Origin of the sequence: Phyllobacterium trifolii (assembly GCF_014192095.1) — a bacterium.
Classification (GTDB): Bacteria; Pseudomonadota; Alphaproteobacteria; order Rhizobiales; family Rhizobiaceae; genus Phyllobacterium; species Phyllobacterium trifolii.
Genome location: NZ_JACHXN010000023.1, coordinates 29,451 through 56,430, shown reverse-complemented (window position 1 = coordinate 56,430; position 26,980 = coordinate 29,451). Strand labels below are relative to the sequence as shown.

Below are 26,980 nucleotides of genomic sequence, written 5' to 3'. Positions count from 1 at the left end.
CCACGCCGCGCTTGGTATCGCTCAGAGTGAGCTGTCGGCCGCAGCCTTCATGTAAGTCTCGGTGAAGCGCAGTTTGATATTGCCACTGTCGCCGAGAACCTTGCCGTCCGGCATCTCTATGCCGATGACGTCCGCAGACGCGGCGCCATTGCCGAGCAGTCCTTTCTCGAACAGGAAGTTGCGTACGAGGTTCATCGTCTTCGGCAGGCTTGGCGAAGCGGTGAATTCAACCGCATCGGCCGGCCGGTCGAAGAGTTTGGTGGCGGCTAGCTGGGATTCGAAACCCTTCCGATCAGTGCCGGACGCGGAACCCATCGCCTCGCGAGCGGCCTTGCCTTCGTCACTGTCTGCCATCAGCAACGCTGCAGTTTCATACCAGATGCCGGCGAGTGCCTTGCCGAAGTTCGGATTGTCCTTGAGCACGCCGGTATTGGCGACCATCAGATCGATGATTTCACCGGGAATCCCTGAACTATCGAATACCTTCTTGGCTGTCGGATCTTCGAGGATAGTCGAAACCAGAGGGTTCCAGGTGACGACAGCGGTCACATCCGCGGTTTTGTAGGCGGCGACCATATCGGCATCGGACGTGTTGACAACTTTCACGTCGCGCTCGGACAGCTTGATGCTGTCGAGCGCACGCGCGAGCAGATAGTGCGAAACGGAATATTCTACGAGGTTGACATTCTGACTTTTCACGTCCGCAAGTGTGCTCTTGTCCTTCAGGATTACAGCATCGTTGCCGTTCGAGAAGTCGCCGACAATGACGGCCGTCGTATCGACGCCGCCGGCTGCGGGAATCGAGAGACCGTCCATATTCGTGAGCGTTACCGCGTCGAAGGCGCCAGCCGTGTACTGGTTCATCGACTCCACGTAGTCGTTGAACTGGGTGACCTCGATCTTGATGCCGTACTTATCAGCCCATTTCTTGACGATGCCATGGTCGGCGGCATAACCCCACGGCATCCAACCGACGTAAATCGACCAAGCAACTTTGAAATCGGTCTTTGGTGCGGCCGTGGCAATGGAGGTCACACCAAACGCCACCGAGGCGGCCATTGCAGTAATCAAGAGTATTTTCGAAAAAGTCTGCATTGAAATTCCCCTTTTTCTCTTCAAAAAGGGATCGGCATAGACCATCGCGCCGCCAATCCCTTGGCTAACGAGGTCTCCCGGGCTTTTGTCCCGCCGTGCACCCGGCGGGATGTCTCCCCTACCGGTGGCAGCTCTCGGACCAGCACGCTTTAAAGCGCCGGAACCCTAGCCACCAACTCGACTATAAGCCAAGCAAGGAATGTGCCAAACCGCAACATACTGAAATTGTTTAGTTTTCTCTTCGCTGGTTATATTGCGCGCTTAAAATGTTCGCCGCAGTGCTTAGAAATTGGGCATTAGTCGTTCGCGGCGGCAAGAAATTTATTTCCCCGTGGTACCCTTAGCAGGTACGTTGGTCGCGAAAGATGATCGTAATCTGTGAGCGATATATCGAAGGTACGGTTCCTTTCTCTTCGGCTCCAAAATCGCCATTCAATTCCCGCTTTTGAAAATATTTCAAAAACAGCTGCAACCGAGAATTTAATTCTTCATTTCTGCATTATTTACAGACATCAATCGTCAAATCCTATGTAATTGGAATACTATTCTGTTGATGGTCTTTCCTGCTGTTGTTAGCGTTGAAGCGCTTCAATTGGGTCGAAAACGGTGCAGCGCAAGCGTCCAACCATAGCAGATGTCGCACAAACCGCTGGTGTTTCCATCGGCACGGTGTCGAACTACATCAACGGTACGGCTACCGTCAAAGACACGACACGCGAGCGCATCGAAAAGGCCATTTCCGATCTGACCTACAGGCCAAGTGCAATTGCGCGGGCATTGCCCGGCCATGGGCGGCGCAAGTCCAAGGATCTCGACGGATTGCCCCGGCTACTGGTTGTCGGTCATATCAGCGTCGACTTTCTCTGCCGGGTAAATGTCCTGCCTCATCGTGACGACCGCATAACCGCCGAACACATTGACAAGGCACTGGGGGGCCCTGCCGCGAACGTCGCTGTCGCCGCTGCTGGAGTCGGCGCCCCCTGTTCACTTGATGTGGAATTGGCGACAGCTGTCGGGGATGACCCCGAAAGCGACTGGGCGCTTGGCGAACTTCTGAAGCGTGGCGTGCACGCCCTTCCCATCAAACGCTCAATCACCAATCGCCTGTCGCAGGCAATTGTCATCATCGAACGCAATGGCAGCCGAACGATCATCAGCGAACCTTTCGAGCTGAGTGAAGGTGATCTCACAGCAAACATGGATGTCCAGAAAGAGGCTCGTCCGGCCTGCCTTCATATTGAGGGCTCCCAGTATGAAAGCATGATTGGCTCGGTTGAACGCTTTCATCGTGCGGGGTGGAAAGTTAGCATGCATTCCGCGGGCTTGCCGGACACTTCCAGAACGCCAACTGCGTTCACCGAGCTTGTCCAGCTTGTCGATCTGACATTTATAAACGATGTCACCCTGCGTGAGATTTTTGGTTATCGCACGCCGTTGGCGACGATGATCGGGCAGGCTCATGATACCCTCTTCAAAATCAAAAGACGCGGCGATGTCGTGGTGACTCTTGGCGAGTTCGGAGCGGTCGTGTTCCCAAAAAGCGGAGGTCCGCAGATCGAAGTACCGGCCCTGCTTGTCGACCGGATAGATGCCACAGGTGCGGGCGACAGCTTTGCCGGAATCTTTCTGGCCTTCTGGCTCCATGGTGCCTCATTGGAACAGGCAGCCTGCTACGCAGCGATCGGCGGAAGCCTCACCACCACCGCCGAGGGTGCCCAAGGTCACATCGCCGGCTTCGAGGAGTTGAAAGCCGCACTTCCCGTCAACAGAACTGCGGCTGCGCGATGAAATGAACAGGAGATTTTGAAATGGCAAAGACAAAAGCCCTCTTGGTTGGCGAAAGCTGGGTAAGCTCGGCGACGCACTACAAGGGATTCGATCAATTCGGCAGCGTGACTTTTCATCTTGGCGCCGAGCCTTTGGTCCAGGCCTTGAAGGGTAGTGATATCGAACTCGATTACCTGCCCGCCCATGAAGCGGTCGATAAGCTCCCCTTCACCATGGAAGGTCTCTCAACCTACGACGTGATCATCCTATCCGATATCGGTGCCAATTCTCTGTTGCTTCATCCCGACGTGTGGCTTCATGGCAAGACAGTTCCAAACAGGCTGAAACTTCTCCGCGACTGGACAAATGCCGGAGGCGGACTGATCATGATCGGAGGCTACTTCAGCTTTCAGGGTATCGATGGCAAGGCACGCTGGCACCGCACGGCGGTCGAAGACGCGCTTCCCGTAACTTGTCTTCCTTACGACGACCGCTTGGAAATACCTGAGGGATTTCGCCCGTCGATCACCGGGCCGAAGGCGCACCCGATTTTGGCCGGGATCGAAGGCGAATGGCCGGTTCTGCTCGGCGCCAATGAGGTGATCGTCAAGGATCGGGCCGACGTCGAGGTTCTGGCGACTTTGCCTGCAGAACGCGGCGGGTACCCGCTTCTCGTTACTGGACAGTATGGCAGGGGGCGCACGGTCGCCTGGACATCCGACATCGGCCCGCATTGGCTGCCTACCACCTTCGTTGAATGGCCAGGTTATGCCCGCCTTTGGAAAAACGTCTTGAGCTGGGCGAGCAACGCGGCCTGATGGATCTAAACCAGGGAATGCCGATATGAACGCTCCTTTTCTCATCGCCAAGGGTGTCACAAAGCGCTTCGGTGCCTTGACTGCACTTTCTGAGGTCGATTTGGAGATCCGGTCGGGTGAGGTGCTGGCCCTTCTGGGCGACAATGGCGCGGGTAAGTCGACGTTCATCAAGGTCCTGGCTGGCGCGCATTCGCCAAGCGACGGTGAACTCCTGATCGATGGCGTGCCGGTCACTTTTTCATCACCGAAGGATGCAGCATCGGCCGGTATTGCGACTATCTTTCAAGAGCTCGCTCTTTCCGAAAATCTGTCCATCTCGGAGAACGTGTTTCTCGGCCGGGAACTCAAGCGTTCCGTGCTTGGTGTTCCCTTCCTGCGGCGCAAGGAAATGAAAGAGCGTGTCGCAGGTCTGCTCAAAGAGCTTGAAGCGCATATTTCGGACCCGGAAGCGCCTGTGGGGAGCCTCTCGGGCGGTCAGCGTCAGGCGGTCGCCATTTGCAGGGCGCTCAACCTGAACGCAAAGCTCGTTATCATGGATGAGCCGACCGCCGCTCTTGCGGTTGCTGAAACCAGAAAGGTCCTTTCGCTGACGCGGCGCCTTGCCGAGCGCGGCTGCGCCGTAGTCCTCATCAGTCACAACATCGCCGATGTCTTCGAGGTTGCCGACCGGATCATCGTGTTTCGGCGCGGCCGGAAAGTCGCGGAAAAGATCCGCTCCGACACCAATCCCGAAGAGATCGTTTCATACATAACAGGCGCTCATCCCGACGTGCGGGCGCTGGAAAAAGCAAACTAGAATGCACGTCCAATCCAGAGAGGATCGAATCCAATGTTCAAGAAAATAGGAAGAGCTCTAACAGTCTCCGCATTTTCCCTTCTCATCGCTGGTGCTGCGGGAGCACAGGAGAAACCAAAGGTTGCCTTTGTTCCGCAGCTGATCGGTATCCCCTATTTCAATGCCATGGAAGCTGGCGGCAACAAAGCAGCTAAGGAGCTCGGTGTCGATTTCATCTATAGCGGTCCGGTGGACACCAACCCGGTCGACCAGCTGCAGATCGTCCAGAGTCTGATCGATCAGGGGGTCGGCGCAATTTCTGTAAGCGTGTTGGATGCTTCCAGCATCGCTCCGGTCGTAAAGGCGGCGGAGGCAAAGGGCATCAAGCTCTTTACCAGTGACAGCGATGCGCCGGAAAGCGGGCGCGCAGTCTACGTCGCCCAGGCTACCGATGAAGGACTGGGCAGCACGATCATCGACGAGCTGGTGAAACGCGTCGGCGAGGATGCCAAGATCGGTATCGTTTCCGGCGAAGCGACAGCATCGAACCTCAATGCCTGGATCGGCTTCATGCAGAAACAGGCAAGTGCAAAATACCCGAAGCTGCAGCTGCTTGAGCCCCAATATGCCGGAGGAACGGCACAGCGCGCGGCGCAGATCTCGACCGATCTTATGGCCGCCAATCCGGACCTCAAGGCGATCATCGCGGTTGCTTCAACCACCTGCCCCGGCGTCGCACAGGCTATTGAAACTGCAGGGAAAATCGGATCAGTTATCGGTACCGGCTATTGCAGCCCCAATACCGCGCGGTCCTATATTAAGAGCGGTGCATTCGGTTTCAGCGTGCTATGGGATCCTGCTCAACTCGGATATCTAACGGTCTGGGCTGGCAAGCAACTCATCGATGGCAAGAAGTTTGAAGCGGAAAACAAAGTCCCGGGTTTCAACCAGGCAGTTACCTACGACGCACAGAAGGGTATTCTGCTCCTCGGACCGCCCGCTGTGTTCACCGCTGAAAATGTCGACAAGTTCGATTTCTGATCGACGGAAATGCGACCGATGCGACAGTTAAAAGACGGCATCTTTTCTTTGAACGGGCGCGAGCTGGCTTTGCTCGCCGCTTGTGCATTGGCTATCATCGTTTTTTCCGTCGCATCGCCATATTTTGGCACTCCCGGCAATGCCGCCACCATCTTGCGCAACAGTGTCGAGCTGCTTCTTATCGGTTTGGGAATGACTCTTCTGTTGGCGATGGGTGGAATCGACGTGTCGGTCGGGATCGTCATGGGTCTGGCGGCCATAGGTGTTGGCCGAGCCCTGGGAGCAAATACGGATCCAGTTCTCACAGCCCTCGCAGGGCCAATTATCGGCGCGTTGCTTGGCTTTGTCACAGCAGCCGTCGTTGTGCTGGGTCGGATTCCAGCCATTGTCGGAACGTTGGGTCTTCTTGGAATCTACCGTACAGCAATATTCATTCTGCTCGGTGGTCAATGGCTTTCCGGCCTTCCCACCGGATTGACTGTTCTGCTTGGGACATCCTTGCTCGGTGTCCCCATCGCGGCTTTTGTTATCGTACTCGCTTACATCGCCGTTTGGGTAGCGCTTCGCCGGACACCATTTGGGCTTCACCTGCTGGCCATCGGCAACTCGGAAGAAAAAGCACGGTTGTCCGGGATACCAGTCATCAAGGTTCGCTTCGCGACATTCATCATCAGTGGCGCTTTGGCAGGACTTGCAGCCACCTTCTATGTCGCCAGCTACCGCAACGTCGAAATGACGATTGGCAGTACACTGGCGCTTGATGCCATCGCTGCGGTTGTTCTGGGCGGAACCAGCATCCTCGGAGGCAAATGCAGCCTGGTTGGCACCGTCCTCGGCGTGCTGCTTTTGCGGATACTGCAAAATGGTCTGTTGTTGATGGGAGTGCCTTCACTTTGGCAACCCGTAGTCACTGGCGGACTGCTGATCGGCGTTCTTAGTGTCGAGGTTCTTTCGGCGCGGCTGCCAATGTCGCAACTCGGGTGGGCCCGCAGATGAACCGTGTCCGCACGCTACAAAGTCCGGCTCTCGTTTTGAGCTTGCTCTCACTATTGTGGGTCATCGTCATAGTCGGGCTGTTCGCGTTGAAGCCCTCCGTCCTCAGTGTCGGTACGATCACGACTGTCCTTCAGTTCTCGACCATCCTCGCGCTGGTCTCCCTCGGGCAGGGGATGGTCATTCTAGCCGGCGGCGCCGGAATCGATCTGTCGGTGGGGGGAACGGTTTCGTTGTCGGCCGTTCTCGGGATGCTTGCAGTGAAAGCGGGCCTTTCGCCCTTCTTCCTGCCTTTTGTCTGCATTGGAGCGGGCACCGCCCTTGGAGCCTTCAACGGCGTTCTTGTAACGAAACTTCGCATCCTTCCACTGATCGCAACTTTGGGCACGTTTTTCGTCTATTCGGGAGTGGCGCTCTCCCTGACGGGAGGTTCAGCACAATCCGGCGTGCCCGATTGGTTGCTATGGTGGGGACGCGGCGTCCTTGCAGGAATTCCAGTTCCGTTTCTCACGATTGCCATTCCGGCTTTCGCCATCGCAGGTGTCGTTCTCGCCTGGACATCATGGGGGCGCTGGGTCTACGCGATGGGCTTCAACGAGCGATCGGCACGCCTCGTCGGTATCCCGGTCGATCGCACGCGGCTGATTCTTTATAGCCTAAGCGGCACGCTTGCCGGCGCAGCCGCTCTTTTTTCACTGGCATGGTTGGGCAGCGGCCGGCCCAATATTGGGCAGAACCTCGAACTTGAATCGCTCACCGCCGCCATGCTCGGAGGAATTGCGGTCCTCGGTGGACGTGGCGGCGTCGGCGGCGTGTTCGCGGCCGTTATACTCTTGGTCACATTGAAAACCGGACTTCTGCAACTCAACGTCAATACAGTTTGGCAGGTGGGGATCGTCGGCGCCCTCCTGATTTTAGTTCTTCTCGCCGATCGTTTTTCCGAAAGCTGGAGATAATTGATGCCATCCGTAGAGCAAACCATTGCCGAACGCGTCGAGGCGCGATCCGATCGTATCGTGGAGACATTGAGAGCTCTGGTTTCATTTCCGTCGATCGTTAAATCCAATCCTGCCGAGGCTGGCCCAGGCGAGCGCGATTGTCAGCTCTACCTGCAAAAGCGCCTGACTGCACTCGGCTTCACAACCGATCTCTGGGATCCAGATGGCCCAGCGCTCCATGCCAAGTACCAAGGCCGCCCGGGTGCCAACAAAGGTCGGACCTTCGAAGGCCGTCCCAATCTTGGAGGGACCCTGAAGGGCAGCGGCGGCGGACGTTCGATCATGCTGACCGGCCATATCGACGTCGTGCCGCCAGGAGCCGCTGAACATTGGACAACTGATCCATTCGAACCGGTTTTGAAGAATGGATTTTTGCACGGCCGTGGCACCGTCGACATGAAGGGCGGCGTTGCCTGCATGCTGATGGCGGTCGAAATTCTCAAGGAACTCGATATTCCACTGTCAGGCGACATCGTCTTTACCACTGTCGTTGATGAAGAAATCGGTGGAATGGGTTCTCTGGCCATGGTTGACCGCGGCTTCCGCGCCGATGCCGGCATCATGACAGAGCCAACGGCAAACCAGATTGCTCCACTCTGCCATGGCATTCTCTGGGGACGCATTATAATTGACGGAATTGGCGGTCACGCCGAATTGACCCCAAATGCGTGGTACACGAGCGGCCCGGTTGATGCGGTGCAGCTGTGCAGACAGATGCTTGATGGCATCGACATCCTGAACCGCCGCTGGATGTTTGATCCCAAAAAGAACCATCCCCTGATGGATTTGCCCAACCAGATCATCGTCACCCAGATGAACGCCGGCGAACACCCTTCGTCCATGGCCGGCCGAGCAGAGATCGTCATTGATGCCCAGTACCTGCCTAGTGAGAAAGATGAATTTGGCCTTGGCGGAAAAGTGAAGCGTGAGATCGAAGAACATGTGTTCAATGTCTGTCAGGCGGATCCATATCTCCGTAAGCATCCAGCTCGCGTAGAATGGATTTTGGATGCGGATTGTGCGGAAGTTCCAGCCGACAATCCCTTTGTCGAGGTCTTCCAGCAGGCTGTCGAGAAAGCCAACCTGTCACCGGTTCTGTCCGGTTTCGGCGCACACAGTGATATCGGCTTGCCGACGGGCCTCGGGAACACGCCTACCGTCAACTTTGGACCTGGAGATCCTGCCCAGGCGCATCAACCGAATGAGCGTGTCTCTGTGCGCGATCTTGTCGATTGCACGAAGGCGATCGCGCTCGCGATCGAGCACTGGTGCCGTTGAGAAGGTCGTCAAGGACGGGATAGGGCGTGAGTCAAGATTTCCCGACCATGTAAGGGGTCTGTTCGGAAAGCCCGTGCACCTTATGCTGCGGACTATTGGTAGTTTCGGTGATGCTCTCTGTGTCACGGTCATCTGTGACAATATTGGCGAAATGTCGTGATGGCGTGCCACAGCGGCAGTATTGACGGTAGCCTCCAGATACGGACATACCGAAATAGATCCGTGAATGAGCGAATGGGATTCCATGGGCCACTGTGGTTCTATCGCCAGCGCCCCGACTGAATGGAAACGCGGCCATTTGACGGCCACGGTATCGTTGTGCGAGCCGTCTGCGGTTAGTCGCTATCCAGATTTGCAGCTCCATCGTAGTTTCAGACCGGGCCACCGAGTTAGTAATCTTCGTTTGAAAATGCTCGAATCCGATTGGTTCCCAAGAATCTACAATCGCCGATCTGCTGCAAAAACGTCTAACTTACATGTTTGAAAGTCGGCTTTGCGCCCGCATGTCGGCCGTTGAGGTCAGTTTTGCCACGCCTGCAAGCAGACATTGCTGACGACCACCCTGGAGGTCGCGGTTGCGCCAAAAGCAGGCGTCTGGCCGGCGCAACCAAGCGGTTTTAGCGTCTAGTTCTAGGGCCAGGGACGGAACGGGTGCCACGCGATCTGACTCCTTCAACGGTATTGCCGCGGTTTTCGTTCTGCAGCTTTTGCCAGCCGTTTCGAGGAGCACAAGTGATCGTCAATCCCATTCAAGCAGGCCGAGTCGCCGGAGGCAGGGCACGACGGCCCGCTGTATGAAGTGCCCCGACATCGTCGCTCTGCAGGTCGTGCGGTCGATTGAGAAGGCTTGCCGGACTGGGGTATAGCCTAACGATGGCTATTCATTCGCCCGGTTGGTACCTCGCGAAAAGTTCACAACGATCGCAATCAAGACCGTGCCGACAATGAAAACGAAGGCCGCGGCGGCGATCGCCGGGCTGATGTTTTCCCGTATCGTGGAGAACATTTGCCGTGCGAGCGTCCGCTGGTTTGGGCCGGCCACAAACAGTGTCAGCACGACCTCGTCCAACGACGTCGCAAAGGCGAAAACAGCCCCAGATACGATACCGGGGAGCGCCAGCGGCAAGGTTACTTGTTTCAGCACCGTAACGGGTGCTGCACCGAGGCTGGCTGCCGCCTGCTCCAGCCGGCGATCAATTCCCTGCAATACCGCCAGCACGTTGACAACAACAAAGGGCACCGCCACCACAGTGTGGGCAATGATCACCCCAAGATAGGTGTTGGTCAAAGCATATCGAGCAAACATGAGCTGCATGCCGACGCCCAGCACCACCGCCGGCACCACCATCGGCAAAAGAAAAATCGTCTTGATGGTCGTAAGGACAAGCGAAAGCTGCTTGTCCCGCAGTCCGAGGGCACCAACGGTTCCCAGGAATGTCGCAAGCACGGTGGTGCCGCAACCGATGATGAGGCTGTTGATGATGGACCGCTGCCACACACCGGCGGTGAACAGCTCAACGAACCATCGGGTTGAGTAACCTGGAATGGGATAGTTGAGGAAGACACTGTCGGTGAAAGCGAGCGGCAGGATCGCAATCAGCGGTGCGATCAGAAAGAAGACGGTCGCAGAACCGAAAATCAGTTTCGAAAAACGCAACACGCTCACGGACTCGTTTCCCGTTCTGACGAAAGCCTGAGATATATCGCATAGAGGATCATCGTGGCCGCTAGAAGGACCAGTCCAAGCGCTCCTGCCATGCCCCAGTTGGCTGCGCCCGTGGCGTAGTAGGCGATTACCGAACTAATCATCTGATCCTTCGCACCGCCGATCAAGGCCGGCGTGATGTAGTAACCGAGCGCGCTCATGAATACCAGAAGCGAACCGGAAACGACGCCGCGCAGCCCAAGCGGTAGCAAGACATTCAAGAATGCCCTGACGGGATGAGCGCCCAACGACGCCGCGGCCGGCATCAGGTTTTTGGGGATACCGATCAGCACACTGAAGATCGGAAGCACCATGAAGGGAAGTAGGACGTGGGTCATGGCGATGATGACGCCGGCTCGGTTGAAGATCAGCGGTATCGGACTTGACGTTACGCCCGATTGCATCAAGACCGAATTGATCAGCCCCCTGTCCTGCAACAAGATGAACCATGCCGCGGTTCGCACCAGCAATGACGTCCAGAGTGGGAGCAGCACCGCACCCAGCAACAATTGCCGCTTCCAGCCATCGACCGAGGCGGCGATCATGGCAAAGGGAAAACCGATCAAAATGCACGCCCCTGTCACCGTCAAAGCCATCACAAACGTCCGCAGCATTATGGCCTTGTTCGCCGAAGCATCAGCCGGAAGAGAGGCAATTGCACCGGACGCGTCCCGTTGCAGGTCAACTGCTGCCAAAAGATTCCGGTCTGTGATTCTCGAAGATGCTGCCACGCTGACGGCCTGCCAGTAGGAAATGTCACCCCATCGCTTGTCCAGCGCAACAAGATCAATGCTTCCGGCAGTGTCCAAAGCAGCCTTACGCGTTTTGGGCATCAAGGTGCGAAAGCCGGATTTGGCACTGTTCAGCCGCCGGACAAGATCCCCGAACAATTGGTCGTCGCTGATCTGGCGCAGGTCGGCAACGAAAGCAGCTTGCATTTCGACGGTTGGGGGGCTGGTGCGATCCCAGCTCGAAACCGATCTCGCCGTGGCGGGGAGCGTGCGTGCCGCCACAGGGTCGGACACAGCGGACTTGATCATCGTAACGAGCGGCAACGCAAAAAAAACAATAAGAAACAGCAACAGCGGCGCGACAAGCGCCAGGGAAATCAGCTGTTTGCCGAGCCTTGGCTGATTCATGCACTGACCACCCAGCAATCGGACGACAGGAAGGAAAGTTGCACCTCATCACCAATCGAAAGCGTGGGCTGGCTGCGGTCCGTCTTGATGGTCAGCGACTGGCTGTCGCTTCGTGCAACCAGCCGCAAATGATCCCCGTGATAGACGATATCGGACACGGCGGCGGTGATGTTGTTGCCCGCAGCCTCCCGGCGTCCCACCTTTATCCGCTCGGGTCTTATCGACAGGCAAACACTGCTGTTTGGGCGAAGGTCCGTGGCTGTCTCAACGAAAACCTCCTGGCCGCCGGGCAACTGGACACGGGCCGTACCGCCTTCGACGCTTTGTACGCAACCCCGGACCAGATTTGTCTCGCCAATGAACTCCGCGACGAATTGCGTGCTCGGATGGTCGTAGATATCCGAGGGTTTGCCAATCTGTTCTATTTTTCCGCGATTGAAAATCGCGATGCGATCCGACATCGTCAACGCCTCCGATTGATCGTGCGTGACAAAGACGATCGTCAGCTCGAGCCGCCGATGCAGGTCCCTGATGTCCAATTGCATTTGTTCGCGCAGTTGCTTGTCCAGTGCGCCGAGCGGCTCGTCCATCAAGACCACTTCTGGCTCGAAGATCAGTGCACGTGCCAATGCAACCCGCTGCTGCTGTCCGCCCGACAGCTGTGACGGACGCCGCTCGGCAAGTGAACCAAGCTGCACCATATCGAGCGCCTTTCCCACGCGCTCCTTGACCTTCGCACGCGGGACGTTGCGCATTTTCAAGGGGAAGGCAACGTTCTCCGAAACCGTCATGTGCGGGAAGAGCGCATAATTCTGGAAGACGACACCCATATTGCGTCTGTGCGGCGGCAAACTGTCAATTCGTTTGCCGCCCGCCCAGATTGCGCCGCTTGTCGGATTCTCGAAACCCGCAAGCATCATAAGTATCGTCGTTTTGCCAGAACCGGAGGGACCAAGCAGGCTGATAAACTCCCCCTTGCCGATCTCAAGATTCAGTCCCTCGACAACGGTGAGGAGCCCGAAGGACTTGCTGACCTCCTCCAAGCGGATGAATGGATTGTTCAACGTCGATCACCTCGGCTCTCGGAAAGCAACGCGCAATGGCGACGGCTCTGACAAACCGCGGGCCTGTCCGTCACAACGGCGAAGGCAGGACCGCGTATGTCTCGGCGCTCACGCAGGACAAAGTCATTGCGCGAGCCAGGCATTGAACCGCTGCGTCAGAGCCTCGGAATTGTCGGTCCAGAAATCAACATCCAGGGAAATCGCTCGCTTGAGATTGTCGGGTGAAGTCGGAAGCTCGGTCTGGAATTTTGCAGGCACGAGTTTGCCCGCCTCGATGTTGGGAAGTCCGTAGGCGATGTATTCGGGCAATTTAGACTGGTTGTCCGCCTTGCTTGCATAGGCTATGAAGTCCATCGCCGTGTCCTTGTTGGGACTGTCCTTCAGCACTACCCAACTGTCGATAGCATAGATGCTGCCCGGAAACACAAAGCCGAAGTGCTTGCCTTCGGACCTGTTCAAACCGCTGATACGGCCGTTATAAGCAGTCGTCATGACCACCTCTCCCGAGGAGAGCAACTGAAGCGGCTGCGCTCCGGCCTCCCACCAGACAATGTTCGACTTCAGCTCATCGAGTTTTTTGAAGGCTCTGTCGACGCCTTCCGGGGTAGCAAGGACGGAGTAGACTTCATCGGCGGCCACACCGTCCGCCATCAAGGCGAATTCAAGCGCGTATTTCGCTCCTTTGCGCAAGCCCCGCTTGCCGGGAATCTTCTTCGTGTCCCAAAAGTCGGCCCAAGAGGCCGGTGCTTGTTTCAACTTGTCGCCATCGTAGGAAATTCCAGTTGACCAAACGATCGCGCCAACGCCGCAATCGCTGACGGCAGCGGGTAAGAACTTGGACTTGCCACCCAACTTGTCCCAGTCGACCTTTTCGTAAATGCCGTCCGCGCAGCCAAGCGCAAGTTCCTCGGCCTCAACCTGGACAGCATCCCAGTTTGGAACGCCCGCTTTCACCTTGGCCTGAAGCACGCCGTATCCGCCGTCCCAACTCTCATCGAGCACCGGCTTTCCGGCCTGCTTTGCGAAAGGCTCGAAATAGATTTTGCGCTGGGCGTCTTGGTAGTTACCGCCCCAAGACACGACTGTCAGATCACGGGCTTCAGCGGTCGCTGTTCCGATGGTCGCCAACGCGCATACAATCAACGTTGCGTTCAGAATTTTCATCGTCATTCCCCTTGTTTTTCTATGACTAAGCTAAGAAACCACAGTTTGACTTGATTGAAAGCCCGATAAAGCGCCGCGGTGATTAAAATCACCATTACCAAGTCAATATGTCGGCGGGGTTATCGCGCTTAAGATCTCGCTCTGTTGCTCGCCGACGTTGCGGAAGCGATGGGGGAGTCGGCTATCGAAGTAGTACCCATCGCCCTTGTTCAAGATCTTTTTCTGGCCGCCAACGGTCACTTCCACTGCACCTTTAATCACCATTCCCGCCTCCTGCGCGGCATGCGCGAAGGCTTCTCCGGTGTCAGCGCCGACCGCGTAGGTCTCGTGCAGCATAAGAAGTTGCCGGTTGGGATGGTTGAGCCCGATGACACGGTATGAGATGGTGTCGACCTTGCCGATCTCCACCAATTCCTCCCCTCCGTAGAACGGTGTGTAGGGCAGGCTCGACTGAAGATCGCTGAAGAACCCGGGGAGCGTCGTCCCGAGCGCGTCCAGCACCGCACTCAACGTGTCGATTGACGGACTCATCTTGTCCCGCTCGATCAGGGAAATGGTGGAATGGGAGATTCCGGACCTCACCGCCAGCTCTCGCACGCCCAAATCGCGCCTGCGCCGCATCTCTTTCAATTTGACGCCTATTTTCGGCATTGGATTTTCCCAAGATTGGAGTGCCTCATCGAAATAGCCTGTCACCGCACGACGTGCAGAACGCGCTGCCTTGGTGAATATACTGAACAGATGCTCCGCCAGGAATTGCAGTAAACCGGCGGGTGCACGATTGTGACGACATTCCTCCAACAAGCAACCCGGAGATTCAAATGGCCAACCGCTCCCGCCAATTGGGTGACAAGATAAATCATCTCAAGCAGCCAAACGTTCTCTCGATTTCGGATACTGCTGCAATTGAGGCCGTGGTCAAGGACATCATTGCGAATGTGCGGGCACGCGGAGACGATGCCGTCGGAGAATATGCGCGCACCTATGACCGGTCCGATCTAGTCACATTCGAAGTGAGCCTCGAGGATCGCCTGGAAGCCGTTGCCAATCTCGATCCCCAGACCAGAAAAGACACTGAGTTTGCCATTGAGCGCGTCAAGACGTTCGCCGAAGCGCAACTCCGAACCATACTTCCGCTCGAATTCGACGCCCTTCCGGGACTGCACCTCGGACACCGCGTCATTCCGATTGAGGTTGTTGGAGCCTATGTGCCCGGTGGTCGATATCCGATCCTATCTGCACCCGTCATGACTATCGTGCCGGCAAAGGTCGCCGGCTGCGATCATGTCATCGCCTGCCTGCCGCCCAACGCCCATCCGGCCATGATTGCCGGCTGCCATTTGTCGGGCGCCGACAGGATCTTCAAAGTGGGCGGTGCGCAGGCCATTGCCGCCATGGCGTTCGGCACCGAAACCATTCCCGCCGTCGACAAGATCGTTGGACCCGGCAACGCTTACGTCAATGAGGCCAAGCGGCAGGTGTTCGGCCAGGTGGGCATCGACCAACTAGCAGGCCCTAGCGAAATTTATATCGTTGCCGACGAAACAGGCGACGCGGAGATGATCGCCACCGACCTTCTGGCGCAAGCCGAGCACGATGTCAGGACCCGCGTTGGTCTTATCACAACCGATCTAAAACTCGCCAAGGCTGCACTGGAGGCGGTCGAACGCCAGCTGGCAACACTGCCCACGGCCGACGTCGCCGGCGTCGCCTGGCGCGACTATGGTGAGATCACCGTTTGTGCTGATGAAGCCGCAATGATCGAGTATTCGGACCATATCGCGGCGGAACACCTTGAGGTTCACACACGCGATGCCCATGCCACGGCAGGAAAATTGCGCAACTATGGGTCTCTCTTCATCGGGAAACTCGCGAGCGTAGTGTACTCTGACAAGTGCTGCGGCACTAATCACACGCTCCCGACCATGGCCGCAGGACGTTACACCGGAGGTCTCTGGGTAGGTTCCTACGTCAAGGTGTGCACCCACCAATGGCTCGACGAGCGCGGTGTAGCCGCGGTCGCTCCCCCCTCGGTTCGGCAAAGTCGCACAGAGGGTATGGAGGGCCATCGCCGGGCAGCGGCGCTTCGACTGAGCCGGCAATAATGGCTTCCGTCTAAGGATCGAGCATCGAGTCGCCCCAGCTCATTAGCCGAGCAGGCCTTTGCAACTTCACACTCCTTCAAAGATCGACCAGTGACATTCGGTCCTTCAACTAGCCGGCATCAGGTTTTTGTTCGAATTCGGTAAACGCGTCCGCAACGGCCCGGATCACACGACTTCCGCTTCTGGCCACTGAACGAACCCGCTGCGCGGGAGGGCGCCTGCGGTTGCGGTAGCGGACACAGGCGGGTCGCCGCGCCAGCGTTGAGCGGAGTTATTCGGAGGCAGAGCATAACGGGCTTCTTCAACAAGGAGCCTGACCATGTCTCATCCCCTTCTCGATGCACCTATCAGCCCGTTGCGCCAGCGGCTGATCGACGACATGAACATGCGGCGTTTCTCACGCGAGACGCAGCGCAATTACCTCCGTGATATCGGACGCCTGGCGACATTCCTCGGGCGTTCACCAGATACGGCTACTGCTGATGATCTGCGCCGTTTCCAGATCGAGCAACAGGAGAACGGCATTCCCGTGCCGACGATGAACAGCATCGTGTCGGCGCTACGCTTCTTCTTCATCCAGACGCTCGACCGCCCGGATATGGCGCGCAGGCTCGTCCGGCTGGCGCATCCGCGCAAGCTGCCCGTGGTGTTGAGCCGCGATGAGGTTGCTCGTCTCCTCAACGCCACAACCTGCCTCAAGCACCAAGCAGCATTGTCGGTCGCCTATGGCGCTGGATTGCGTGTGGCGGAAGTGTCGATGCTGAAGGTTGCTGACGTCGACAGCCAGCGCATGTTGCTGCGCGTCGAGCACGGCAAGGGCGGACGATACCGCAACGCTATGCTGTCCGAAGACCTGCTTGCTCTTCTACGCCAGTGGTGGATTGTCGGGCGGCGAGAGGGCGTGATGCATCGCGAGGGCTGGCTGTTCCCCGGGCAGCACGCGATGAAGCCGATCAGCACACGGCAGCTGTATCGGATCGTGGTCGAGGCGGCGCAGGCTGCCGATATCGCCAAACGGGTCGGGCCACACACGCTGCGTCACAGCTTTGCGACCCATCTTCTGGAGGACGGCACCGATATACGGATCATCCAGGTCCTGCTCGGGCACGCCAAGCTGAACAACACGGCCCTCTACGCCAAGGTCGCGACCCGCACAGTGCGAGCGGTGACGAGCCCGCTCGACAAGCTCGGTCTGTTTAAGCCGGGAGATATCTCGCCTGGCGGCTGATCCGTGCGCGCCTCGGTCGAGGTCGCCGACATCTTCCGTGCTGCCGGACCTGCTTATCGAGCAACTCATGCAGGACATCTGAGTCTTTATCAGCTCAAGGTCATGTCGGCGATCGAGCACTGCCGCACCGCGGCCCTCGGCGGTCACCTCGAGGCCTGCGAGGACTGTGGCCAATGGCGGATCGCCTACAACTCGTGCCGCAACCGGCACTGTCCAAAGTGTCAGGGTGCAGCCGCGCGGACATGGCTTGCCGAGCGCGAGGCCGATCTGCTGCCGGTCCGCTACTTCCATGTCGTGTTCACGCTGCCGGCCGAGGTCGCCAATATCGCCTTCCAGAACAAGGCGCTCGTGTACGACCTGTTGTTCAAGGCGGCGTCGGAGGCGATGCTGACTATCGCCGCCGACCCGAAGCACCTCGGCGTGCGCATCGGCATCACCGCTGTGCTCCACACTTGGGGTTCGGCGATGACACACCATCCGCATGTCCATATGATCGTACCGGGCGGCGGCATCGCGTTCGACGGGAAGCGCTGGGTTTCGTCGCGACCGGCATTCCTGCTGCCGGTGCGCGTGCTCGGCAAGCTGTTCCGCCGGTTATTCCTGACCCGGCTGAATGCGTTGCACGATGCGGGCCGGCTCGCTTTCTTCGGATCGATGGCGCATCTCACCGAGCGGCGGGCATTCCTGCGTCACCTGTCTCCCGTCAGGAGCAAGCGCTGGGTGGTCTACGCCAAGGCTCCGTTCGCCGGTCCGGAAACGGTGCTGGCATACCTGTCGTGCTATACGCATCGGGTCGCCATCTCAAACAGTCGGCTGATCGCTTTCGACGAGAGTGGCGTCACATTCCGCTACAAGGATTACCGCCGCAATAGCGCGGATCGCCAGCAGGTCATGACGCTTGGCTCCGACGAGTTCATTCGCCGCTTCTTGCTTCATGTCCTACCACGCGGCTTCCATCGCATCCGTCATTATGGTCTGCTTGCCGGCAGTTCCCGCAAGATCAGCATCGTGCTCGCCCGCGAGCTGCTGAGCGTTGCCCCGCCTCTCAATGACCATACCAAGGACGAACCGGACAGCTTCCGCCCGCCATGCCCCTGCTGCGGCGGACGCATGATCGTCATCGAGGTGTTCGAACGATGGAGGCAGCCGCGCGGACCTCCAAATGAACCGACACCGAACCGGGAGCATCACCCATGACCCGGCATGGCATATTCCAGCCTCATGCCGCAGGCGCACAGCCTGCGACAGCGGATACACGCGTGCTCATGGTGATGATCGTTGTCGACATGACCACAATCAGCCCCGTGCCGGGTCGCCTACACTATGGGCAGGTGCAACGAAGTGGCCCGTCCGCATGCATCCCCGCGACTCCCAGCAGCGGTTGCGTCATCGCCGACATCAGCCAAAAGCCGAAATCCCCATAGCTATCGACTGTGCCCCGCGGGTTCCTTCCTCGGGGACTTTCGTACGCCTCATGGCGCCCGAAACTCTTCACAGATCCAGACATCACGGCAGCCGATTTAAACGTCTGCTTTCGCAGGGCGCTTCTTGAAAGCTGCCTGACCGGAATCGGCCCGATCTCAGTCATTCGTCATTCAAGGGCACTAGCGCAGTGATTGCTCTATGCTGGAAGGTGCATCATGCGTATTTGCCTCAACTAACGGCGCCAGAGATCAAGCTCGGACGAATGGATGGTGGCTCATGAGAAAGCTAACTTTGTCTCCCCCCTCGCCTTGAACGGAATCGAACCGTAGAATACCTGATAGGAGCGCGGTTCCACTTGAGACATTATGCGATTTTAGAAGCACAGATCGAGAACACGAGGGACGGTCTAGTGGTGAAAAAGGCGTAACGACGATGGGCTTTGGCCGTCCGTGGCGCTTGGCGACATTCATCGCCCAAGCCTTCAGCCATGACCATTTTCTTCACCCCGGCTGCTTCAAAAGCAGGACCCGCATCATACACGCCAAATAGAGAAGAGCCGAAATCGGAACTTCAGGATTCTTATCGTCCGTGCTTCTGCCGCCAAGCGGCAAAATCGGCCTTGGGTTTTTCGCTGGTGGCCGGGTAAAGCCCGATGATCGTCGCACCGTTCATGACTTGCTCTGTGACAAAATCTTCATAGGCCGTCATCTCGACCGTTTCGGCGGCAATCTCGTCGGCGAGATGGGCAGGAATGACGATGACACCTTCATTGTCCCCGACAAGTACATCGCCCGGAAATACAGCGACATCGCCACAACCGATTGGGACGTTGATATCGTAGGCTTGGTGATGGGTCAGGTTGGTTGGAGCCGAAGGACGATTATGGTAGGCGTGAATGGTTAAATTGGCAATCTCAGGACTGTCGCGGAAGCCTCCGTCAGTAACCACACCTGCCACACCCCTCACTTGCAGCCTTGATATCAATATGGAGCCGGCCGAAGCTGCCCGGGCATCCTTGCGGCTATCCATCACCAGGACGGCTCCCTCCGGACATTGTTCCACCGCGGCGCGCTGCGGATGATTGGGGTCCTTGAAGACCTCGATCGTGTTAAGGTCTTCGCGGGCCGGTATGTAGCGCAACGTAAAGGCTTGCCCGACCATATTGGTCTGCTTCGCCGACAGCGGTCGCACATCTTGGATGAACTGGTTGCGCAGCCCACGCTTGAACAGCGCCGTCGCAATCGTTGGCGTGGCCACGCCCATCAGCTTTTTGCGCGCTTCTTCACTTAGATCATAGTTTGTCATTCGTTGTCCTCGGCTATCAGTAGATATCTGGTTCAGGAGCGGATGGTCCGAAGCGTGTTTCGAGAAAGTCAAAATCCGCGCCCGTGTCGGCTTGGCCCACGTGTTTGGCGAACATCCATCCGTAGCCTCGACCAGCCTTGTCTGCCGGTTTCCTCCATTCGGAGCGACGGCGTTCGATTTCACTGTCGTCCACCAGCATGTCGATCCTGCGCGCCTTCAGGTCGAGCCGCACGATGTCGCCCGTTTTCACAAGAGCCAACGGGCCGCCGACATGCGATTCCGGCGAGACGTGCAGAACGCAGGCTCCATAGCTGGTGCCGCTCATGCGAGCATCGGACAGACGCAGCATGTCGCGATATCCCTTCTTGAGCAGGACCTTGGGCATCGGCAACATGCCCCATTCGGGCATGCCCGGGCCGCCCTGAGGCCCGGCCCCGCGCAGCACCAGGACATGATCGGGCGTGACGTCAAGGTTTTCGTCGTCGATCGCCGCTTTCATCTCCGGGTAGCTGTCGAAGACCAATGCCGGGCCCTGGTGTTGATGCAGTCTCGGATCACAGGCGGCTGGCTTTATAACCGCGCCTGTTGGCGCAAGGTTGCCTTTAACGACAGCAAGCGAGCCTTCCTGAAAGACAGGATTGTCGAGGGAGCGGATGACATCATCGTTAAAGCATTTTGCCCCCTCCAGCGTTTCTCCAAGCGTTTGACCTGAGACTGTGAGCACCGAAAGGTCGAGCCTTGATGAGAGTTTTGCCATGAGCGCGCGCAGGCCGCCGGCGTAGTAGAAATCTTCCATCAGATAGGTATCGCCAGTTGGCCGGATGTTCGCGAGAACCGGGGTCGTGCGGCCTGCACGATCCAGATCGTCCATTGTCAGGTCGACACCAGCCCGGCGTGCCATAGCGACGAGGTGGACGATGGCATTGGTCGAGCATCCGGTAGCCATGGCGACGGCCACGGCATTGCCTACGGCTGCGTCGGTCAAAATCTTGCTCGGTATGAGGTCCTCCCAGACCATGTCGATAATCCGACGCCCCACGGCAGATGACATCCGGATATGATTGGAGTCGGCAGCGGGAATCGAGCTCGCGCCCGGCAACGTCAAGCCCAAGGCTTCCGCGATCGCCGTCATAGTGCTTGCCGTGCCCATGGTCATGCAGTGTCCGTAAGACCGCGCGATACCCGCTTCGACCTCGACCCATTCGTCGGTCGACAGATTGCCTGCCCGCCGTTCATCCCAGAATTTCCAGGCATCCGAACCGGAACCCAAGGCTTTGCCACGATAGTTGCCCCGCAGCATGGGACCGGCCGGCAGATAGATCATCGGCAGGCCGGCACTCACAGCGCCCATCACCAAGCCCGGTGTGGTCTTGTCACATCCACCCATCAACACGGCGCCATCGACGGGGTGGGAGCGCAGCAGCTCCTCGACCTCCATCGCCAGCATATTGCGATAGAGCATCGTCGTCGGCTTGACATAGCTCTCCGACAAAGAAAGCGCTGGCAATTCCAAGGGAAAACCGCCGGCCTGAAACACACCGCGCTTCACGTCCTCGACGCGGTGCTTGAAGTGTGCATGACAGGGGTTGGCATCCGACCAGGTATTCAGGATGGCGATGACCGGCTTGCCGCTCCATTCTTCCGGCGCGTAACCCATTTGCATTGTTCTGGAGCGATGGCCGGAGCTGCGCAGGTCGTCGGGAGCGAACCACCGCGCGCTTCTCAATGTGTCAGGGGTTTTCTTCATGTTCATTGTTCAGCCTTGGAAGGTCATGAATAGCGACGGGGATGAACGACTCATTCCTTCATGCCCCATTTTTGTATCGTGTGGCGCTCGATGGTCTGGAAGACCAGGTTCTCGACGATGAGACCTATGATGATTACTGTGAGGAGCCCGGCAAAGACTGCAGGAATGTCCAAAAGATTGCGGTTCTCAAAGATGAACCAGCCGAGTCCGCCCTGCCCCGAAGAAACACCGAATACGAGTTCGGCGGCAATCAGTGTACGCCAGGCGAACGCCCAGCCGATTTTCAGACCGGTCAAGATCGACGGGAACGCAGCGGGAACAAGAATCCGCATTACATAGGATAAGCCGGTCAATCCATAATTGCCTCCGACCATGCGTAGCGTTCGCGACACGCCAAGAAAGCCCGCATGGGTGTTGAGCGCCACCGCCCAAAGCACTGAATGGATAAGCACGAAGACAAGGCTGGAAGCGCCGAGCCCAAACCAGATCAAAGCAAGTGGCAGCAATGAGATGGCGGGTAACGGATTGAACATCGCCGTCATCGTTTCCAAAAAATCGGTGCCGATCCGTGTGTTGATGGCAAGGATTGTCAAAATGGCTGCTAGCACAGTCCCGGCCACGTACCCCGTGATTAGCACCTGAAGCGTCGTCCAGATGCGCGACGGCAATGTGCCGTCGACAAAACGATCATATAGGGTGGTCAGCGTGTCGCTGAGCGTCGGGAAAAGCAGCGGATTGTCGAGATAGCTTGCATAGACCTGCCAGATGATGGCGAGGACAATAATCAGAACCGTCTTACGCACGGCGCTGATACCCAAGATCAATTCGAGGGAACCGAGCCTCTGTTCGACCTCGGCTACGTTGGTATGCTGCCTGTTTGTCGTAACATCGGCTGCAAGAATGATTTGCGGACTTGTCATTGTCGTCACTCCCTGTGGCCGGACTCGGAAAAGAGCAGATTGTGGATATCGCGTTCGAGCGCGGCGGCGCTGCCATCGTCCTGACGGGCGAGATCAACGTCGATCACTTCAGCCTTCACGCGCCCCGGATGAGGCGACAACAGCAGAATGCGGTTGGAGATCTTGATGGCTTCAGCAATCGAATGTGTAACGAAAATGACCGTAAACCTGGTATCTTCCCAAAGCTGCAGCAGTTCGTCCTGCATCTGGCGCCGCGTTAGAGCGTCGAGTGCTGCAAACGGCTCGTCCATCAGCAGAATCTCGGGCTGCATGGCCATGCCGCGGGCGATCGCCACACGTTGCTTCATGCCACCCGATAGCGTGTGCGGATAACTGTCAATGGCGCGTGTCAGCTTTACCTTATCGATATACTCCTTGGCCCGTGCCTCCGCCTCGCCGCGCGGTAGTTTGCGCGCAACGATCAGCGGAAACATGACGTTTTCCAGTACCGTCTTCCAAGGCAAAAGCTGGTCGAACTCCTGAAATACCATCATACGATCGGCACCAGGCTTTTTGACCGGCCGTCCGTTGATATGAATTGATCCACTCACCGGGGTCATGTATCCGCCGACGGCTTTCAACAACGTGGACTTGCCGCAACCGGACGGTCCGAGAAGAACAAAACGGTCGGATCGTTCAACAGAAAAACTGACGTCTTCCGTCGCGGTTATCAGCAGATTCGGGGTCTTGTAGCGAAGCGTTACCTTGTCCACGGTGAGAAGCGGCCTGGCCTCACTTGCCGCTTTGACATCGGGAAGACCTGCTGTTGGATCTATTTTTTGCTGTAGGGCCTGTAACATATGGGCCTCCATAGGAAGTCGGAAGACCCGGCATCTCTGCCAGGTCGTTGGCTCGGTGCCGACAGTTAGTTGCCTTTTAGATCGGCGGACTCTGGCAGATAATAGTCTGTCCATGCCGCAGGCATCGTCTTGAGCGTTCCGATCTTGTGCAGATGCGTGGCAAACTTCATCGTTCCCTGAGGATCGGTGCGAAACTCCATCATGTCCGGCTGTCCGAGGATCTTGACCAGGGTATTAAGATCGGTTTTGTCACCGGAAACCTGCTTGTAGGCGCTCAAGGCGTCTTTCGGGTTCTTCTTGATCATGTCGATTGCCTCGACTGTGGCTTCGCGCATGGCCTTGATGATGACAGGATTTGCTTCGGCAAAAGCCGTTGTCGTGAAGAACGTCGCTTGAGTTAAAGGACCGCCAATGATGTCCTTGGAATTGACCACGATGTGGTTGCCGGCATCGATCTCCAGATACTGGAAAGGCGGTGCGGAGAAATGACTGGCCACCTCGTGGCTCTTGTTCGCCAGCGCCGCCATCGCATCGGGATGTCCGAGCTGCACCGTGTTTGGATCGAAATGCTTGAGGTCGCTGTCCCCAAACATCTGACCTGCCGCCATTTGCAACAGGATCGCCTGCGTCGAAACGCCGACAGTCGGGACCGCAATCTTGTCGCTCGGACCGATGTCCTTCAGTGATTTGATCTTGGGGTCACGCGACACCATGATGACCGGCTGCGCCGAACTGGTTATGATCCCTTTTACCTTGCCGCGTGTTCTGTCCCACAGCAAAAGCAGGTTGCCCGTCCCGGTGTTGACGATGTCGACATTCCCGGCAAGAAGCGCATCGGTTTGTGCGCCGCCGCCGCTGAAGGTGCGCCAATTGACGGTAACATCTTTGAGGCCATCCTCCGCCGCGTGCTTCTCAATGAGCTTTTGCGTTTCCATAACATGGCTCGCCAGATAAAGGATGCCCGGCTGACGTGTTATGGATATATCCGTCTTCTCCTGGGCATAGCCAGACGAGCCTAGACCCAGAATGATACCAAGTGCGGCAATACCGCCCTGAAATAATCGCATATCTTCCTCCCGATAATTCTCTGTGTCGTTCGCATAGGGCGACAATCCTCCGACATCGCTTATTTCCATTAAAGCACTAATGCATCAGTGCATCAACCGATTATTTGTGGTACTGCAATGGAGACAGACAACGAGAGAGCAGCAATCATGAGCGGCAGGGTGAAAAACAGCGTTCTGGACAGGACACGGCAGGTCGCCCATCAGATTCACGAGATATTGAGGGACCGCATTCTCTCTGTGGAACTTGTCCCGGGAACAATTCTTTCGAGAGCTTCGCTTCAATTGGAGTTCGGCGTCAGTCAGACCCCGGTCCGGGATGCGCTCATTCGCCTGCAAGAAGAAGGCATTGTCGAAGTCTTTCCCCAATACGCGACTGTCGTGGCAAGGATCGATATTGATCACGCAAGGCAGGCGCAATTCCTGCGGCTCTCGATTGAACTCGAAGCTGTTCGTCGCTTGACAGCCGAGTGCCCGGCCCAAACCGCAGCAGAACTCGAGGAAGTCCTCGCAAGACAACGGCAAGTGGCCACCCCGCAGACGTATGATCTGTTCGATACGCTCGACAAGGACTTTCACCGCAAGATTTACGCGCGTGCGGGCATCCTTAATCTCTGGTCCACTGTCCGTCGGCAAAGCGTGCATCTTGACCGATTGCGCCGCCTCAATCTGCCTATGCCCGGCAAGATGCAAAATGTCCTTACGGATCACCAAGAGATTGTCAGTGCGATACAATCGGGACGCCCGGAAGCCGCTGAAACCGCCATGCGCAGACATTTATCTGGGACGCTATCCATCATCGATCTTATCAGCGATCAATTTCCGGATTATGTTCGCAAGTGAGTAACGTCAATTTTTAAGTGTGCTGAAATGCCGGATCATGCGCTCGACGTTGGGTGCCACGCCTGTGAAGAGTTCGAATGCACCGACCGCCTGGAACACCGCCATGCCGCCGCCATTGAGAACCTCGCAGCCGCGTGTAGCCGCCGCCGCGAGCAGTGCCGTTTGCAGTGGAAAATAGATGATCTCGGCGACCCAGAGGTTCGCTGATAGCAGATCGACGTCAAAGGGCGTTCCGGGATGTGAAGCCATGCCGATCGGCGTCGCTTGCACGATGCCGCTGGCGCCTGCCAAAACCGCACCGAGGTCTTTGCCTGCGTCGAAAACGCAATCCGGATGCACCAGGACCAACCGATCCATCACGGCCGACACGCGCGCCGGATCGACGTCGAAGATCGTGACCTTAGCGGTGCCCATCCGGGCCAGTGCATGCGCCACCGCGACCCCGGCACCGCCGGCGCCGATCAGCACGGCATGGCTTAGGTCCGCATCGGGCAAACCTCGGCGGAAGCTCTGCTGAAAACCCCACCAGTCCGTGTTGTGACCCCTGCGCGTGCCGTTCTTGAAGGCGATCGTGTTGATCGATTGCAGCACGGCCGCGTCGTCGGAGAGTTCATCGACATGGGCGATCGCCCCCTGCTTGCAGGGGTGAGTAATGTTGAGACCAGCGAACCCCTCCGCCTCCGCCTTGGCGATCAGGGAGCCGAGCGCCTCGGGGCCAACGCCGAGTACGTCGAGATCTATGAGGTCATAGCGGTAATCGATGCCGTGCTGACGGCCTTCCTCCATATGCAGCGCGGGCGTGCGAGACAGGCCGATGCCGCTCCCGATCAACCCAGCGCGGACCACGCGCGTCATTGTTTTCGCAGATGACTGCAAAGCTCCACCCGGTTCGAGTCTTTTGAATGGCGCTGGCGACTTTGCGCCAACGACACTTTCAAAATGTACGAACTGGTTCGTAATGTCAATTGGCAGATGATTATGCCAACTTAGCCGCCAGACTTGAGATAGGAGAGAACCATGTCCGAAATGATCAGCCTGTGGCGGGCCTTGAGCGTGCCTTCCATCAGGTCGCGGCTGAAGATGGCACCGAATGTGTGGCGGTTCGAGACGCGGAAGAAGCAGAGCGCCGAGATCATCTGGTGCAGGTCGATCGGGTCGATGCGCCGCCGGAAGGCGCCGTCACGATAACCGCGTTCCAGGATCGCCGACAGGATCGCAATGATGCCGGAATTGGCCTTCTGCAGGACATCGGTGTTCTTCAGGTGCTCGGCGCGATGGATGTTCTCAATGCTGACGAGCTGGATGAAATCGGGATTGGCGTCGTCATGGTCGAAGGTCGAGCCGATCAGCGTCCGCATCGCATCTTCGGGCGACAGATCCCCCAGCTTGAGCCGCGTCTCGAGCGAACGGATCTTCTGGTAGGCACGTTCAAGAACTGCAAGGTACATGCCTTCCTTGCTGCCGAAATAGTAGTAGATCATTCGCTTGGAGGTCTTGGTCCGCTCGGCGATCTGGTCGACACGGGCACCCGAGAAGCCGGAATTGACGAACTCCTCCGTCGCCACCGCGATGATGTTTTCCTTCGTGCCGTCGGGATCGTTCTTCCGCGCGACGCGTGATTCGGCAGTCTTCATTTCCAGGACCTTTTCCCTTCCGTTCCGTTTCAG

General features: G+C 57.4%; 25 protein-coding genes and 1 riboswitch. Of the genes, 12 read left to right on the top strand and 13 right to left on the bottom strand.

Features of this window, described 5'->3' with window-relative positions; genetic code table 11:
- Window positions 1-21: 21 nt before the first annotated feature.
- Window positions 22-1,095 carry a putative urea ABC transporter substrate-binding protein gene (locus FHS21_RS25185; RefSeq protein WP_112551713.1) on the bottom strand — a complete coding sequence of 358 codons (1,074 nt, stop codon included), beginning with the start codon at window positions 1,093-1,095 and terminating at the stop codon, window positions 22-24.
- A 72-nt stretch (window positions 1,096-1,167) separates the two neighbouring features.
- A riboswitch (guanidine-I (ykkC/yxkD leader) is annotated at window positions 1,168-1,275 on the bottom strand.
- Between the two features lie 426 nt (window positions 1,276-1,701).
- Here FHS21_RS25185 and FHS21_RS25180 point away from each other — a divergent pair.
- The 7 genes from FHS21_RS25180 to FHS21_RS25150 are packed head-to-tail and all read left to right on the top strand — an operon-like array spanning window position 1,702 to window position 8,765.
- Window positions 1,702-2,883 (top strand): carbohydrate kinase family protein, encoded by a 1,182-nt coding sequence (locus tag FHS21_RS25180; RefSeq protein ID WP_112551714.1) that lies wholly within the window; start codon window positions 1,702-1,704, stop codon window positions 2,881-2,883.
- Window positions 2,884-2,903: 20 nt separating this feature from the next.
- The gene (locus FHS21_RS25175) at window positions 2,904-3,680 is read left to right on the top strand and encodes a glutamine amidotransferase (RefSeq protein WP_112551715.1); all 777 of its coding nucleotides are present in this window, start codon (window positions 2,904-2,906) and stop codon (window positions 3,678-3,680) included.
- A 25-nt stretch (window positions 3,681-3,705) separates the two neighbouring features.
- Entirely contained in the window at window positions 3,706-4,476 is a 771-nt protein-coding gene (locus tag FHS21_RS25170) for an ATP-binding cassette domain-containing protein (RefSeq protein WP_112551716.1), read from the top strand.
- 33 nt (window positions 4,477-4,509) lie between these two features.
- On the top strand, window positions 4,510-5,496 hold the full coding sequence (locus FHS21_RS25165; protein WP_112551717.1) for an autoinducer 2 ABC transporter substrate-binding protein: 987 nt from the start codon (window positions 4,510-4,512) through the stop codon (window positions 5,494-5,496).
- A gap of 18 nt (window positions 5,497-5,514) precedes the next feature.
- Entirely contained in the window at window positions 5,515-6,492 is a 978-nt protein-coding gene (locus FHS21_RS25160) for an ABC transporter permease (protein WP_246411199.1), read from the top strand.
- Window positions 6,489-7,445: an ABC transporter permease gene (locus FHS21_RS25155; protein ID WP_183664714.1), complete on the top strand. Its 957-nt coding sequence runs from the start codon at window positions 6,489-6,491 to the stop codon at window positions 7,443-7,445. The genes FHS21_RS25160 and FHS21_RS25155 overlap by 4 nt, the downstream gene beginning before the upstream one ends.
- 3 nt (window positions 7,446-7,448) lie before the next feature.
- Window positions 7,449-8,765 carry a M20 family metallopeptidase gene (locus FHS21_RS25150; RefSeq protein ID WP_183664712.1) on the top strand — a complete coding sequence of 439 codons (1,317 nt, stop codon included), beginning with the start codon at window positions 7,449-7,451 and terminating at the stop codon, window positions 8,763-8,765.
- Between the two features lie 877 nt (window positions 8,766-9,642).
- On the opposite strand, the gene FHS21_RS25145 is transcribed toward FHS21_RS25150, so the two are convergent.
- The 5 genes from FHS21_RS25145 to FHS21_RS25125 form a co-directional block, all read right to left on the bottom strand.
- Complete coding sequence (locus FHS21_RS25145; protein ID WP_112551721.1) at window positions 9,643-10,431, bottom strand: ABC transporter permease; 789 nt, start codon at window positions 10,429-10,431, stop codon at window positions 9,643-9,645.
- On the bottom strand, window positions 10,428-11,609 hold the full coding sequence (locus FHS21_RS25140) for an ABC transporter permease (protein WP_112551722.1): 1,182 nt from the start codon (window positions 11,607-11,609) through the stop codon (window positions 10,428-10,430). The genes FHS21_RS25145 and FHS21_RS25140 overlap by 4 nt, the downstream gene beginning before the upstream one ends.
- The gene (locus FHS21_RS25135) at window positions 11,606-12,673 is read right to left on the bottom strand and encodes an ABC transporter ATP-binding protein (protein ID WP_112551723.1); all 1,068 of its coding nucleotides are present in this window, start codon (window positions 12,671-12,673) and stop codon (window positions 11,606-11,608) included. Before FHS21_RS25135 ends, FHS21_RS25140 begins: the two co-directional genes overlap by 4 nt.
- A gap of 123 nt (window positions 12,674-12,796) precedes the next feature.
- Complete coding sequence (locus FHS21_RS25130; protein WP_183664710.1) at window positions 12,797-13,837, bottom strand: ABC transporter substrate-binding protein; 1,041 nt, start codon at window positions 13,835-13,837, stop codon at window positions 12,797-12,799.
- Between the two features lie 102 nt (window positions 13,838-13,939).
- Window positions 13,940-14,488: a cupin domain-containing protein gene (locus tag FHS21_RS25125; protein WP_112551725.1), complete on the bottom strand. Its 549-nt coding sequence runs from the start codon at window positions 14,486-14,488 to the stop codon at window positions 13,940-13,942.
- Window positions 14,489-14,658: 170 nt separating this feature from the next.
- Here FHS21_RS25125 and hisD point away from each other — a divergent pair, with 170 nt between their 5' ends.
- The 4 genes from hisD to FHS21_RS25105 all read left to right on the top strand — a co-directional run bounded on the left by hisD (window position 14,659) and on the right by FHS21_RS25105 (window position 18,594).
- Complete coding sequence (gene hisD, locus FHS21_RS25120; protein ID WP_112551726.1) at window positions 14,659-15,942, top strand: histidinol dehydrogenase; 1,284 nt, start codon at window positions 14,659-14,661, stop codon at window positions 15,940-15,942.
- A 319-nt stretch (window positions 15,943-16,261) separates the two neighbouring features.
- The gene (locus tag FHS21_RS25115) at window positions 16,262-17,170 is read left to right on the top strand and encodes a tyrosine-type recombinase/integrase (protein WP_183664708.1); all 909 of its coding nucleotides are present in this window, start codon (window positions 16,262-16,264) and stop codon (window positions 17,168-17,170) included.
- Window positions 17,171-17,173: 3 nt separating this feature from the next.
- On the top strand, window positions 17,174-18,367 hold the full coding sequence (locus FHS21_RS25110) for an IS91 family transposase (protein ID WP_183664706.1): 1,194 nt from the start codon (window positions 17,174-17,176) through the stop codon (window positions 18,365-18,367).
- Window positions 18,364-18,594: a hypothetical protein gene (locus FHS21_RS25105; protein ID WP_183664704.1), complete on the top strand. Its 231-nt coding sequence runs from the start codon at window positions 18,364-18,366 to the stop codon at window positions 18,592-18,594. The genes FHS21_RS25110 and FHS21_RS25105 overlap by 4 nt, the downstream gene beginning before the upstream one ends.
- 580 nt (window positions 18,595-19,174) lie before the next feature.
- Here FHS21_RS25105 and FHS21_RS25100 read toward each other — a convergent pair.
- The 5 genes from FHS21_RS25100 to FHS21_RS25080 form a co-directional block, all read right to left on the bottom strand.
- Window positions 19,175-19,900 carry a ribonuclease activity regulator RraA gene (locus FHS21_RS25100; RefSeq protein WP_183664702.1) on the bottom strand — a complete coding sequence of 242 codons (726 nt, stop codon included), beginning with the start codon at window positions 19,898-19,900 and terminating at the stop codon, window positions 19,175-19,177.
- A 16-nt stretch (window positions 19,901-19,916) separates the two neighbouring features.
- Window positions 19,917-21,653 carry an L-arabinonate dehydratase gene (araD, locus tag FHS21_RS25095; protein WP_183664700.1) on the bottom strand — a complete coding sequence of 579 codons (1,737 nt, stop codon included), beginning with the start codon at window positions 21,651-21,653 and terminating at the stop codon, window positions 19,917-19,919.
- A gap of 44 nt (window positions 21,654-21,697) precedes the next feature.
- Complete coding sequence (locus FHS21_RS25090; RefSeq protein WP_183664698.1) at window positions 21,698-22,567, bottom strand: ABC transporter permease; 870 nt, start codon at window positions 22,565-22,567, stop codon at window positions 21,698-21,700.
- Window positions 22,568-22,572: 5 nt separating this feature from the next.
- Window positions 22,573-23,406: an ABC transporter ATP-binding protein gene (locus tag FHS21_RS25085; RefSeq protein WP_183664696.1), complete on the bottom strand. Its 834-nt coding sequence runs from the start codon at window positions 23,404-23,406 to the stop codon at window positions 22,573-22,575.
- Between the two features lie 65 nt (window positions 23,407-23,471).
- The gene (locus tag FHS21_RS25080; RefSeq protein WP_183664694.1) at window positions 23,472-24,473 is read right to left on the bottom strand and encodes an ABC transporter substrate-binding protein; all 1,002 of its coding nucleotides are present in this window, start codon (window positions 24,471-24,473) and stop codon (window positions 23,472-23,474) included.
- 147 nt (window positions 24,474-24,620) lie between these two features.
- On the opposite strand from FHS21_RS25080, the gene FHS21_RS25075 reads away from it, so the two are divergent.
- Window positions 24,621-25,313, top strand: a complete 693-nt coding sequence (locus FHS21_RS25075) for a GntR family transcriptional regulator (RefSeq protein ID WP_183664692.1) — start codon at window positions 24,621-24,623, stop codon at window positions 25,311-25,313.
- 6 nt (window positions 25,314-25,319) lie between these two features.
- Here FHS21_RS25075 and FHS21_RS25070 read toward each other — a convergent pair whose 3' ends face one another.
- Complete coding sequence (locus tag FHS21_RS25070) at window positions 25,320-26,168, bottom strand: shikimate dehydrogenase (protein ID WP_183664690.1); 849 nt, start codon at window positions 26,166-26,168, stop codon at window positions 25,320-25,322.
- Window positions 26,169-26,299: 131 nt separating this feature from the next.
- The gene (locus FHS21_RS25065; RefSeq protein ID WP_183664687.1) at window positions 26,300-26,947 is read right to left on the bottom strand and encodes a TetR/AcrR family transcriptional regulator; all 648 of its coding nucleotides are present in this window, start codon (window positions 26,945-26,947) and stop codon (window positions 26,300-26,302) included.
- Window positions 26,948-26,980 lie beyond the last annotated feature (33 nt).

Coding starts and splice junctions, on each gene's coding strand:
- FHS21_RS25185 (WP_112551713.1), bottom strand. CDS start 1,095: ATGCAGACTTTTTCGAAAATACTCTTGATTACTGCAATGGCCGCCTCG.
- FHS21_RS25175 (WP_112551715.1), top strand. CDS start 2,904: ATGGCAAAGACAAAAGCCCTCTTGGTTGGCGAAAGCTGGGTAAGCTCG.
- FHS21_RS25170 (WP_112551716.1), top strand. CDS start 3,706: ATGAACGCTCCTTTTCTCATCGCCAAGGGTGTCACAAAGCGCTTCGGT.
- FHS21_RS25165 (WP_112551717.1), top strand. CDS start 4,510: ATGTTCAAGAAAATAGGAAGAGCTCTAACAGTCTCCGCATTTTCCCTT.
- FHS21_RS25160 (WP_246411199.1), top strand. CDS start 5,515: ATGCGACAGTTAAAAGACGGCATCTTTTCTTTGAACGGGCGCGAGCTG.
- FHS21_RS25155 (WP_183664714.1), top strand. CDS start 6,489: ATGAACCGTGTCCGCACGCTACAAAGTCCGGCTCTCGTTTTGAGCTTG.
- FHS21_RS25150 (WP_183664712.1), top strand. CDS start 7,449: ATGCCATCCGTAGAGCAAACCATTGCCGAACGCGTCGAGGCGCGATCC.
- FHS21_RS25140 (WP_112551722.1), bottom strand. CDS start 11,609: ATGAATCAGCCAAGGCTCGGCAAACAGCTGATTTCCCTGGCGCTTGTC.
- FHS21_RS25130 (WP_183664710.1), bottom strand. CDS start 13,837: ATGAAAATTCTGAACGCAACGTTGATTGTATGCGCGTTGGCGACCATC.
- FHS21_RS25125 (WP_112551725.1), bottom strand. CDS start 14,488: ATGCCGAAAATAGGCGTCAAATTGAAAGAGATGCGGCGCAGGCGCGAT.
- hisD (WP_112551726.1), top strand. CDS start 14,659: ATGGCCAACCGCTCCCGCCAATTGGGTGACAAGATAAATCATCTCAAG.
- FHS21_RS25115 (WP_183664708.1), top strand. CDS start 16,262: ATGTCTCATCCCCTTCTCGATGCACCTATCAGCCCGTTGCGCCAGCGG.
- FHS21_RS25105 (WP_183664704.1), top strand. CDS start 18,364: ATGACCCGGCATGGCATATTCCAGCCTCATGCCGCAGGCGCACAGCCT.
- FHS21_RS25100 (WP_183664702.1), bottom strand. CDS start 19,900: ATGACAAACTATGATCTAAGTGAAGAAGCGCGCAAAAAGCTGATGGGC.
- araD (WP_183664700.1), bottom strand. CDS start 21,653: ATGAACATGAAGAAAACCCCTGACACATTGAGAAGCGCGCGGTGGTTC.
- FHS21_RS25090 (WP_183664698.1), bottom strand. CDS start 22,567: ATGACAAGTCCGCAAATCATTCTTGCAGCCGATGTTACGACAAACAGG.
- FHS21_RS25085 (WP_183664696.1), bottom strand. CDS start 23,406: ATGTTACAGGCCCTACAGCAAAAAATAGATCCAACAGCAGGTCTTCCC.
- FHS21_RS25080 (WP_183664694.1), bottom strand. CDS start 24,473: ATGCGATTATTTCAGGGCGGTATTGCCGCACTTGGTATCATTCTGGGT.
- FHS21_RS25075 (WP_183664692.1), top strand. CDS start 24,621: ATGAGCGGCAGGGTGAAAAACAGCGTTCTGGACAGGACACGGCAGGTC.
- FHS21_RS25070 (WP_183664690.1), bottom strand. CDS start 26,168: ATGACGCGCGTGGTCCGCGCTGGGTTGATCGGGAGCGGCATCGGCCTG.
- FHS21_RS25065 (WP_183664687.1), bottom strand. CDS start 26,947: ATGAAGACTGCCGAATCACGCGTCGCGCGGAAGAACGATCCCGACGGC.